The 11,203-nt window shown below is 76.8% G+C and carries 7 protein-coding genes; 5 read left to right on the top strand and 2 right to left on the bottom strand.

Going from position 1 to position 11,203, the window contains the following annotated elements:
- A partial coding sequence (locus ACWEO5_RS26730; protein ID WP_452164785.1) for a DUF4132 domain-containing protein occupies positions 1-1,545 on the top strand: 1,545 nt, incomplete at its 5' end.
- A 9-nt stretch (positions 1,546-1,554) separates the two neighbouring features.
- On the opposite strand, the gene ACWEO5_RS26725 is transcribed toward ACWEO5_RS26730, so the two are convergent.
- Positions 1,555-2,142 carry an AAA family ATPase gene (locus ACWEO5_RS26725; protein ID WP_452164784.1) on the bottom strand — a complete coding sequence of 196 codons (588 nt, stop codon included), beginning with the start codon at positions 2,140-2,142 and terminating at the stop codon, positions 1,555-1,557.
- A gap of 43 nt (positions 2,143-2,185) precedes the next feature.
- On the opposite strand from ACWEO5_RS26725, the gene ACWEO5_RS26720 reads away from it, so the two are divergent.
- Entirely contained in the window at positions 2,186-3,100 is a 915-nt protein-coding gene (locus ACWEO5_RS26720) for a hypothetical protein (protein ID WP_452164783.1), read from the top strand.
- On the opposite strand, the gene ACWEO5_RS26715 is transcribed toward ACWEO5_RS26720, so the two are convergent.
- Positions 3,079-3,864: a GNAT family N-acetyltransferase gene (locus tag ACWEO5_RS26715; protein ID WP_452164782.1), complete on the bottom strand. Its 786-nt coding sequence runs from the start codon at positions 3,862-3,864 to the stop codon at positions 3,079-3,081. The two genes, ACWEO5_RS26720 and ACWEO5_RS26715, sit on opposite strands and share 22 nt — an antisense overlap.
- Before the next feature lie 300 nt (positions 3,865-4,164).
- On the opposite strand from ACWEO5_RS26715, the gene ACWEO5_RS26710 reads away from it, so the two are divergent.
- Genes ACWEO5_RS26710 through ACWEO5_RS26700 form a run of 3 tightly spaced genes read left to right on the top strand, consistent with a single transcriptional unit; the run spans position 4,165 to position 11,194 of the window.
- A complete protein-coding gene (locus tag ACWEO5_RS26710; protein ID WP_452164781.1) occupies positions 4,165-5,256 on the top strand; it encodes an ATP-binding protein in 1,092 nt (363 codons plus the stop codon).
- On the top strand, positions 5,256-9,083 hold the full coding sequence (locus ACWEO5_RS26705; protein ID WP_452164780.1) for a DUF5682 family protein: 3,828 nt from the start codon (positions 5,256-5,258) through the stop codon (positions 9,081-9,083). Before ACWEO5_RS26710 ends, ACWEO5_RS26705 begins: the two co-directional genes overlap by 1 nt.
- Positions 9,080-11,194: a hypothetical protein gene (locus tag ACWEO5_RS26700; RefSeq protein ID WP_452164779.1), complete on the top strand. Its 2,115-nt coding sequence runs from the start codon at positions 9,080-9,082 to the stop codon at positions 11,192-11,194. Before ACWEO5_RS26705 ends, ACWEO5_RS26700 begins: the two co-directional genes overlap by 4 nt.
- Positions 11,195-11,203: the final 9 nt, after the last annotated feature.

Raw genomic sequence — 11,203 nt, 5'->3', positions numbered from 1 at the left:
CTGCGGCTGGTCGCGGCCGGGGCCGGGGCCGGGGCGCTGACGGCGGCCGCGGACGGGCGGTACGGGCCGGGGGCGGCGGGGGCCGTCGCGGACCTGCTGGACACCGATCCGCTGGTGGCCGCGCTGCCCGCCCGGATCCCGTACAACCGGCTGTCGGGGGAGGCCGGCACGCTGCCGCAGCTGCTGCTGGCCTCTGGTCCGGCGCTGCCGGAGCAGGCCGCGGAGCACGTGCTGACCATGCTGTCGCTGGGCGGGCCGGACGGGTCGGACGGGGCGTACCCGGGGCTGGCGCAGGTCGCCGCGGTGTGCACGCCCGAGTCGCTGGCGGAGTTCTGCGAGGGGGTGTTCGAGGAGTGGCGGCGGCAGGGCGCGCCCTCCGACACCCGGTGGGCGCTCACCGCGCTGGGCTGGTTCGGCGACGACGGCACCGCCGCCCGGCTGGCCCGGGCGCTGGCCGACTGGTCGGGCCGGGGCGCGGCCCAGGCCGTGGACGCGCTGGCCGCGATCGGCACCGACGCGGCGCTGCGGCAGCTGAGCGGGCTCGTCCGGACGGCCGCCTCCAAGACGGTGCGGGAGCGCGCCGGGGAGCAGGCCGCCGAACTCGCCGACGCGCTGGGCCTCACCGCCGACCAGCTGGCCGACCGCCGGGTCCCCGGGCTGGGCCTGGACGCCGACGGCACGGCCCGACTCGACTACGGCGCACGGGAGTTCACCGTCCACTTCGACGAGCAGCTGCAGCCGTACCTGCTGGACGGCGCGGGCCGGCGCCGGGCCGCGCTGCCCGCCCCGGGTGCGGAGGACGAACCGGCGCTGGCAGCGGCGGCCCGTCGGCGGTACGCCGCGCTGAAGAAGGACGTCCGGGCCCTGGCGGCCGGTCTGCTCGCCCATCTGGAGCGCGCGATGGTCACCGAACGGACGTGGGGCGCCGAGGAGTTCCGAACGCTGTTCCTGACGCACCCGCTGCTGTGGCACCCGGTGCGCCGCCTGCTGTGGACCGCCGACGGCGTCCCCTTCCGGATCGCCGAGGACCGCACCTTCGCCGACCTCGACGACCGGCCGTTCCCGCTCGCCCCGGACGCGGTGGTCCGGCTCGCCCATCCGCTGCACCTCGGGGACGCCCTGGGTGCCTGGTCCGAGCTGTTCGCCGACTACGAGATCCTCCAGCCGTTCCCGCAACTCGGCCGTCCCGTGCTGGTGTTGACCCCGCAGGAGGCCGCCGGGGACCGCCTGCACCGGTTCGAGAGACGCGACGTGCCCGCCGAGGCCCTGCTCGCCCTGCTCCGCCGGGGCTGGCGGAGCAGCGGCAGCGCGCTGGCCGGACCGCTGCCCGGCGGCCGCTACCTGAACCTGGTCCTCTCCCCGGGCCTCGACTTCCGCAACCGCACCGCCCAGCCCGAACAGCACCTGCGCGAGGCGTGGTTGGGCCTCAGCGCGGGCCCGCGCCCGTCCTCCCCCGCCGCCCGGCCCCAGCGCCTGGGCGACCTGCCCGCCGTCGCCGTCTCCGAACTCCTGGCCGAACTGGAGGAGTTGACCGTCTCCGGCTGAGTCGGCCGGTCAGGAGACGGCGCCCAGGAAGCCGAGCGCCGTCGACACGTTCAACTCCACCTCGTCCAGGCTGTCCAGCACCAGCCGCTCCGGGCGGCGGGAGCCCTCCGCCCCTTCCCCGGGCCAGGGCTCGAACTCCGCCCGGAGCCGCTCCACGGCCGCCCACTCCGGCTCGGGGAAGCCCGCGATGCCCCGCCGGCGGGCGGCCAACCGTCCGCGGTGCACCGCGCGGTCCGTGCACACCACCTCCAGGAACACCACCGGCACCCGGCGCCGGGCCGCCAGCGCCCGCCACTGCCCGCGGGCCGCCTCCACCGCGTTGACGGCGTCCACGATCACGTTCTGCCCGAGCGCCAGCACCCCGTCCGCCACCGCCTCGGCGACCACGTACGCGGCCAGCCCGGTGGGCTGGCCGGGTGCCACGCCCGCCCGGCGCATCGCCGCCTCGATCGGGTCCACCGACACCACCGGCGCGGCCAGCCGCCGCCCCAGCGCCTCGGCGACCGTGCTCTTCCCCGCCCCGGGCAGGCCCGCCATCGCGATCAGCACGCGTTCCCCGTTCCGCTCGTCCGCACCCTCGACAGCAGGAACGTACACGGCGCTTCCCAAGTGCGCCGGAGATCACTACTGTTCGGGTCTTGTGAAAACGGATGGATCCGGTGACGAACTGTGGGACGAGTTCGTCAGGGAGTTCGAGAAGAACAACGCGCGGCACGAGCCTGCCGCCGCCGAACGGGCGCAGCAGCAACAGCAACAGACCCCGCCGCAGGGCCGCCGCTCGCGCGGCCGGGTGCTGGTCCCGCTGGCCGTCACCCTGCTGGTCGTAGCGGGAGCGGGGGCGTACGCGCTCACCTCCGACCGCTTGGCACCGGCCGCAGCGCCGGCACCGTCCGCCCCGGCCGCAGCCGCCGCGTCCTCGCCCGCGACGGCGCCTCCGTCCGCCGCCGGCTCGCCGTCCGCGTCGGCCGAGGCGTCGCCGTCCGCGTCGGCACCCTCCGCCCGGGCCGGGTCGGTGCTGTCCGGCGAGCCGACCGGGGCGGCGCCGCTGTCGGTCTTCCCCGCGCAGGTGGAGGGGTACACCCTGGTGGCGAAGAGCACGAACCCGGTCTGCACCGGCGCCGAAACGGTGCCGCCGACGGTCGCCGGACTGATCGCCCAGGGCGAAGGCTGCCTCGGCGTCGACCTGGCGCTGTACAAGGACGCCGACGGCAACCAGTACAACCTGGTGCTGTTCACCATGAAGGACCAGCACGACGCCATGGACCTGGGGATGAAGCTGGGCGCCGCCGCCGGCACCGGCGACTACCGGATCCCCGGCCAGCTCCCGCCCGCCGATTCCGGCCTGCGCCGACTCCCGGCCGACAGCGGCCTGGTGCAGAGCATCGCCGGCGTCGGCCACGAGATGATGGTCTGCATGGGCCAGTGGTCCGACGGCCACAGCGGGGACTTCAACACCCTGGTGCAGAAGCTCACGCCGCTGAGCACCGCCCTCACCCACAACCTCCCGGAGTGGAGCCCCGCCGCGGCCGCCGCTCAGGACAACGTCACCACGTAGACCGGCTCCTGGCCGTGGACGGTGAACCCGGCCCGCTGCAGGATCGGCCCGGACGTCGTCGGGTTGCCCTTGACCAGGGCCATCCGCGCGCCGTGGGCCACCGCGTAGGAGAGCCGGGCCGCCAGCAGTGCCCGGTACACGCCGCGGCCCCGGTGGGCCGGGACGACCACGCCGCCGGTGAACCGGGCGACGCCGTCGACCAGTTGCACGCCGCCCGTCCCGACGGGTTCGCCGTCCAGGTGGGCGACCAGCCTGCCGCCGCGGCCCGCCGGGACGTCCGCCGCGCCCCGGGCCGCCGCCCTCTCGATCCGTGCGGGGGGCGGGAGTTCGCCGCCGAAGCCGGTCACCTCGACGACCGCCGCGTCGCGCGCCGTCGCGGGGTCGGTGGCCCAGCTCAGCCGCACGTCCGCCTCCGGCGGCCGCAGTTCGGGCGCACCCCCGGACAGGTCGGCGGCCAGGATCTCCAGACCGATCTTGAGCCGCCCGCCGCGGGCCACCAGTTCGGCCTCCAGCCCGGCCGGGTCGCCGAGCAGCACCTGCCAGTCCAGCACCGGCTGCCCGAGCGTCCGGGCCCGGGCCAGCACGGCGTCCACCGCCCCGGCCAGCGGGCCGGCCGGGGCGAAGGAGACCACCGAGAGGCGGAAGGGGTAGTACGCGGGCAGCCGCAGGATCGTGTACTGCGGGTCCGTGACGGCCTCGGCGTCCTCCGGCCTCCACACCCAGGCCGCACCGGCGGCGGCCACCTCGTCGATCGATAGGCTCATCCGCCCAAACTAGCCGCCCCGGACGGCACGGTTCGCACACTGTTGCCCGACCATGACATGCCACCGGCCGTCGCGGGGCACCCGGTCGTGGTGCCCGTCCCGCCCGCCGGCGGCGCTGTCGGTGCCGGCGACTACGGTCGGTTGTGCGGCAAACGGCCCGTCCGCGGGCGGGTGCCCGGGCGCCGGTGGGGCGCGGGGGCTTGAGAGGATCACCCCCGTAGCCGTCGCCTGCTCGCCCGTCCGTCCGCCCGTCCGTCCGCTCGTCTGCCCGTCTGCCCGTCTGCCCCGAGGATCCGTACGATGCCCGTTTCGACCGCCGACCGTCCCGACATGCAGCGTCCGCCCGCGGAGGTGCGCTTCGCGGAGGAGTTGGCGGTGCTGCGCGAGCGGGACGGGGACCCGCGGCCGCCCGGGTGGGAGTTGAGCCTGCGGGCGGCGCGGAGTTTCGTGGTGGGGGACGAACGGGCCGGGATCAGCCGGAAGTTCGTGGGGAACGCGGCGCTGGTGGAGCGGGCGCTGGTGACGCTGGCGACCGACCGCGGGCTGATGCTGGTGGGTGAGCCGGGGACGGCGAAGTCGCTGCTGTCGGAGTTGATCGCGGCGGCGGTGAGCGGCACGTCCACGCTGACGGTGCAGGGCGGGGCGGCCACCACCGAGGACCAGATCAAGTACGGCTGGAACTACGCGCTGCTGGTCTCGGAGGGCCCGTCGACGCGTTCGCTGGTGCCCGCGCCGATACTGAAGGGCATGGCGCGGGGCCGGGTGGTCCGGTTCGAGGAGATCACCCGCTGCCCGCTGGAGGTGCAGGACTGCCTGCTCTCGCTGCTCTCCGAACGGGTCCTGGCGGTACCGGAGTTGGACGGCCCGGACGGCATGGTCTTCGCCGCCCCGGGGTTCAACGTGATCGCCACCGCGAACACCCGGGACCGGGGCGTCAACGAGATGAGCGCCGCGCTCAAGCGCCGGTTCAACTTCGAGACGGTGTTCCCGATCGCCGACTTCGACACCGAAGTCGCCCTGGTGGAGGCCGAGTCGGCGGCGCTGCTGCGCCGTTCGGGCGTCGGGACGGCCCCGGACCGGGACCTGTTGGAGGTGCTGGTGGCGACCTTCCGCGAGCTGCGCGCGCCGGACGGCGGCAAGGGCGCGTCCTCGGCGGTGCTGAGCACCGCGGAGGCGGTGTCGGTGGCGCACGCGGTGGGGGTGCGCGGCTGGTTCCTGCGCCAGGAGCCGGGCAGCGCCGCGGACTTGGTGACCTGCCTGGCCGGTACGGCGGCCAAGGACAACCCGGACGACCTGGCCCGGCTACGCCGTTTCCTGGAGCAGCAGGTGGACCGCCGCAAGGGCGGCCGCTGGCGCGAACTGTACGACGCCCGGCACCTGTTGGCCGACTGATGGCCCGGACCACGGCGCGCCCGGAGGCGGTGTTCCTGGGCGTGCGGCACCACTCGCCGGCCTGCGCGGCCCTGGTGGCGCGCACCGTCGGGGAGTTGCGGCCCGCGCACGTGCTGATCGAGGGCCCGGCGGACCTGAACCCGCGACTGGACGAACTGCTGCTGGGCCACCAGCTGCCGGTCGCGGTGTTCAGCCACTACCGGGACGAGGAGCGGACGGCGACCTCCTGGGCGCCGCTGTGCGCGTACTCGCCGGAGTGGGTGGCGCTGACCGAGGGGCGGGCGGCGGGCGCACAGGTGCGTTTCGTCGACCTCCCGGCCTGGCACCCGGCGTTCACCGACCGGGCGCGCCCGCTGGCCAACCGGTTCGCGGACGCGGAGGCCCGGTACGCACAGGCCACCGAGCGGCTGTGCGCGGCGTTCGGGACGGACTCGCCGGACACCCTGTGGGACGGCCTGGTCGAGCTCCCGGACCCGGCGGGCCTGGCCGAACGGCTGGACGCCTATTTCGAGTTGGTGCGCGGCGACGCGGCCGCCGCCGAGGGCGACGCGGCCCGCGAGGCGTACATGGCGCGCTGGGTGCGGGCCGCGCTGGCACGGGACGACGGGCCGGTGCTGGTGGTCACCGGCGGCTTCCACACGCCCGCGCTGCGGGAGTTGGCGGCGTCCGGGGCGGCCGGGCCCGACTGGCCCGAGGTGCCGAGTCCGCCGGCGGGCGCGGTCGGTGGGAGTCACCTGGTGCCGTACTCCTTCCGGCAGTTGGACGCGTTCGGCGGCTACCAGTCCGGCATGCCCTCCCCCGGCTACTACCAACTGCTGTGGGAGCGCGGCCCGCAGGGCGCGGCGGACGGCCTGACCGAGGAGGTGGTGCGGCGGCTGCGGGCGGCGAAGGTGCGGGTGTCGACGGCCGACCTGATCGCGGCCCGCACCCTGGCCGACGGCCTGGCGGCGATGCGCGGGCACCGGACGCGCTCGCGCGCCGACGTGCTGGACGGCCTGGTCTCGGGGCTGGTCGGCGAGGCGCTGGAGCAGCCGCTGCCCTGGCAGCGGCGCGGGCGGCCGGCGGCGGGCACCGACCCGCTGGTGCGGGTGCTGGTCGAGGCCGGCACCGGCGACCGGCTCGGCCGGCTGCACCCGAACACCCCCGCACCGCCGCTGGTGCACGACGTGGCGGCCGAACAGGAGCTGTGCGGCGTCGAATCGGGCTCCCCGGCGAAGGCCGACCTGACCACCCCGGAAGGGCTGCGGCGCAGCCGCTTCCTGCACCGGCTGCGGGTGCTGGACGTGCCCGGGCACGTCCGGGCGAGCGGGCCGACCGACGGCGGCGACGCGGTGTTCGGCGAACTCTGGGAGCCGTCCCCGAACGGCTGGCAGCACCGGCGCGACGCCGCACTGATCGAGGCCGGCGCGTACGGGGCGCGGCTGTCCGACGCGGCGGCCGTGGCGCTGTCCGAGCGGGCCCGGGACGCGGGCACCGACCCGGCCGCGCTGGCCGGGCTGCTGTTCGACGCCGTGCTGTGCGGAATCGGCGCGCTGACCGGCGAACTCCTCGACACGCTCACCGAACGGGTCGGCCGGGTCCCCGAACTCGGCGCGGTGGGACAGGTGTTGGCCACCACCCTGGACCTGTGGCGGCACGACCGGGTGTACGGCGTCGCGGCCGACCCCCGGCTGGCCCACCTGGTCGACGCGGCCCTGCGGCGCGTCCTGTGGCTGGCCGAGGGCCTGCACGGCGGGAGCGGCGTCGACCACGCCCGGCTGCGCGCCGCGACCGCCGCCCGCGACGCCCTGCGCCACGCCGCCCCCGTCCTCACCCTGCCGCGCCCCGCCGCCCTGGCCACCGCGGCCCGGATCTCCGCCGACCCGGCCGCGCCCCCGGACCTGCGCGGCGCCGCCCTCGGCCTGGGCTGGTCGCTGTCGGCGGACGCGACGGCCTCGGCCACGACCGGCGGCGCCGGGAGGACCGCGAGTACCGAAGACGCCGAGGGCCGCGAGGACACCGGGAAACCCGGGGGCACCGGCGACGCCAAGGGCACCGGGCGGGCCGGAGACACCGAAGGCACCGGACGGGCCGGGGACGCCGAAGGCACCAGGGACACCGGCGGCGCCAAAGGCACCGGGCGGGCCGAGAGCACCGGCGGCGCCGGGGACACCGAGAACGCCCATGCCGCCGAGAGCGCGGCCCGGCAGGCGCGGGCGCTGGCCGGTGAGCCGGAGCGGCTGGGCGACTGGCTGTCCGGGCTGTTCGTGCTGGCCCGCGAGCAGCTGACCGGCCCGGCCCTGGATCCGGCCGGTGACGCGTCGCTGTTCGACGTGCTGGACGGGATCGTCACTCGTCTGCCCGCCGCCGACTTCCTGCACGGCCTGCCCGCGCTGCGCCAGGCGTTCGGCTACTTCCCGCCGCGCGAGCGCGAGCGGATCGCCCAGCGCCTGCTGGCCCGCCGCGGCCGCACCGGTTCGGCCCGCGGCCTGCTGCGCACCAGCGCAGACCCGGCCCTGTTGGCCCGCGCCGCCGGTCTGGAACTCGCCGTCACCGACCTGCTGTCCGCCTACGGCCTGGCCCCGGCCCCCGCACCGGACGCACCCGCCCCCGCACCGGTCACCGCGCCCCCCGCACCGGACACGGCCCCGGCCGCACCCGCCACCCGGCTCCCCGCGACCGCCGCCCTGCCCGACGAGGGCCTGGAGCGCTGGCGGCTGATCCTCGGCGCGGCCGCCGAGCGCTGCACCGGTGGCCTCGGGCAGCTCGCCGCCGAGCAGGACGCCGCACTGGAGTGGCTGTACGGGCGCGACCCGGAGGCGAACCGGCGCGGGGTGCGCCGGACGGGCGGTGGCGGTTCGCGCGGCAGTTCGCGCGGCAGTTCGCGCGGTGGCGGCAGCGAGGCGTCCCGGGTGACGCCGGTGGACTGGCTGGAGGACGTGCACCGGCTGTTCCCGAAGGAGACCGTGGAGCGGCTGGAGCGGGACGCGGTGGAGCGCTACGGGATCGACGAGATCGTCACCGATCCGGAGGTGCTGTCCCGGGTGGAGCCGAGTCCGGCGCTGCTGCGCGCCGTGCTGCGCACCAAGCACCTGATGAACCCCGAACTCCTCTCGCTGGCCCGCAAGTTGGTCGAGACGGTGGTGCGCGACCTGCTGGCCAGGCTGCGCCCCGAGGTGCGCCGGGCGTTCACCGGTGCGCGGGCGCCGGGCCGCAGCCTGGTCCCGCTGGCCCGGAACTTCGACTTCCGTTCCACCGTGCGGGCGAACCTGGCGCACTACCAGCCGGAGCGGCGGCGGCTGCTGATCGAGCGGCCGTACTTCCACTCGCGGACCCGGCGCAGCCTGGAGCGCTGGCAACTGGTGCTGCTGGTCGACCAGTCGGGCTCGATGGTCGGTTCGGTGATCCATTCGGCGGTGACGGCGGCCTGCCTGTGGAACCTGCCGGGGCTGCGCACCCACCTGGTGGCGTTCGACACCTCGGTGGTGGACCTGACCGAGGACGTCGCGGACCCGGTGGAGCTGCTGATGCGGGTGCAGCTCGGTGGCGGCACCGACATCGCCCGGGCGGTGGACTACGGGGCCGGGCTGCTGGACAACCCGCGGCGCAGCATCGTGGTACTGGTGACGGACTTCTACGAGGGCGGCGACACCGGCCGCCTGTTGCACGGGGTGCGCAAGCTGGTCGAGCAGGGCAGCACGGTGCTCGGGCTGGCGGCGCTGGACGAGGAGGCGAATCCGGTGTACGACCGTGAACTGGCGTCCCGGCTGGTCGGGTTGGGCGCACACGTGGGCGCGATGACGCCGGGTGAGCTGGCGGCCTTCGTGGCGGAGAAGGTGGGCCGGTGAGCGCGCCCCGGTCCGACCTGCTGGCGCTGGACGCCGACACGCTGGCGGCGCTGGCCAACCGCGGCCTGGTGAAGCGGGCGACCCGCGAACTGGAGTCGGGTGCCGGGGCGTCGGTGGCGCTCGGCGCGGACGGCGAGGTGTCGGCGTCGTTCCCGGACGGCAGCCGGACGGCGCTGCCCGCCGGGGTCCCGCTGGAGGCGGGGACGTGCAGCTGCCCGGCGCCGGGGGTGTGCCGTCACCTGGTGGGGCTGGTCCTCGCCTACCAGGCTGCGGCCCGGTCCCAGGCACAGACGCAGGCACCGGCCTCGGCGCAGACGCAGACGCAGACGCAGACAGCGGACCGGGCCGGGTCCGCGCCCCCGCCGCTCCCGGACGGGACGGCTGCGGGCATCCCCGAGGCGGAGCAACTCCCTTGGTCTCCGGCCGAGTTCGACGATGCGGCGCTGCTGGCCGCGTTCGGCCGCCCGGCCCTGACGGCGGCCCGCCGGGCCTGGCAGCGCGGGGTGCGGGCGGCGGTGCAGCGGATGGACGCCGAGCATCCGGCCCCCTCGGTGGAGCTGCCGAGCTGCACCGTCCGCTTCCCCGTCCCGCACAGCCTGAACTTCGCGCTGAGCGGCGCGACTTCGGCCCGGCACGGCGAGATGGTGACCCTGGCGGCCTGGGCCTTCCGGGCGGCCGAACAGGACGGCACCCCGTCCGGGGCGACCCGCACCATGGGCGGCGAGCCGACCGGCACCGCGAGGACCGGCACCGCGAAGAGCACCGCCGAACCGACCGCCGGACGGGCCGCCGAACCGACCGCCGAACCGACCGCCGAACCGGACCCGATGGCGGCGGTGACCACCCTCGCCGAGGAGCTGCTGCGCACCGGCACCGCCCGCAGCGGCCCGGTACTGCTGGCGCAACTAGCCCGCGTCGAGGCCGGGTTGACGTCCGCCTCGGCGCACTGGCCGGCCGCCGCGGCGGCCGAGCTGCGGGACCAGGCCCAGGCGTACGCGGACCGGGACACCCGCTACGACCCGGACCGGGTCGCCGAGCTGCTGGCCGAGCTGCTGGCCCGGGGGCGGGCCGCGGACCGGCCGTTGGCGCTGGGCACCGGCGAGAGCGCCGTCACGCAGCTGCGCCGCACCCGGCTGGTCGCGCTGGGCTGCCGGGTCTCCGGCCGGGGCGAGCAGGAGCGGAGCACCGAGGTCTACCTCGCCCAGCCGGACGCCGGGATCGTCCTGGTGCTGCGCAAGCAGTGGGCGCTGCCGGAGGGCCGGGGGGCGACCGGTGCCGAACTGGCCGCCCGGCGGCTGCTGGGGCACTCGGTGCGGGCGCTGGCGGGGGCGAATCTGGTCAGCGAGTCGCTCTCGCGCAGCGCCGGGCGGACCGTCACGGTGGAGCGCGGCCGGACCGCCTCCACCAGCATCACCCCGCTCGGCGACGCCTGGGCCTCACTGCCCGCGCCGGTGCTGCTGCACGACGCGGCGGCCCGGCTGCGCGCGCTGGGCGGGCGCCCGCCCCGGCTGGTGCGGCCCCGGGTGGAGGCGGAGAACGCGCACGTGCTGGCCGTCGCGGAGGTCGGCCCGCTGGGCTACGACCCGGCCCGGCAGCGCCTGGAGGCGGTGCTGCGGGACGGTGCGGGGACGGCGGTGCTGGTCGCCGCCGAGCACGACGTGCTCTGCCCGGGCCGGATCGACGCGCTGGCCGCCGCCCTGGAGTCCGGCACGGTGACGCACGTCAGCGGCCTGCTGCGGCAGGCGGCGGGCCGTCCGGCGCTCGACCCGCTGGCGGTGCGCACCGCCGCCGGGCTGGTCCACCCGGACCTGGCGGCCGAGGGCGACCCGCACCCGTTCACCGCCCTGCCGCCCACCGGCGGCGACCCGCTGACCGAGGCGCTGACCGCGGCCCGGACCGCGCTGGCCGAACTCGCCCGCACCGGCCTGGACACCGCCCTGCCGCACCACCTCGCCCCGGCCGCCGCCCACCTGCGCCGCACCGGCCTGCGCACCGGGGCGGCCCTGCTGGACGCGCTGGCCGCCGACCCGGTGCCCGCCCGCTGGGCGGACGCCGCGATCCACCTGCTGACCGCCCTCGACCTGCACCAGGAGGAGCGGCCCGGCCCCTGACCCCCGGCA

It is taken from the genome of Kitasatospora sp. NPDC004272 (assembly GCF_053603035.1).
Note: the sequence above shows the minus strand (reverse complement) of the source record. Positions and strands in the feature narration are given on the sequence as shown.

Bases quoted from the DNA above. Each gene is read 5' to 3' on its own strand.
- ACWEO5_RS26715 (WP_452164782.1), bottom strand. From the start codon at position 3,864: ATGAGCCTATCGATCGACGAGGTGGCCGCCGCCGGTGCGGCCTGGGTG.
- ACWEO5_RS26710 (WP_452164781.1), top strand. From the start codon at position 4,165: ATGCCCGTTTCGACCGCCGACCGTCCCGACATGCAGCGTCCGCCCGCG.
- ACWEO5_RS26705 (WP_452164780.1), top strand. From the start codon at position 5,256: ATGGCCCGGACCACGGCGCGCCCGGAGGCGGTGTTCCTGGGCGTGCGG.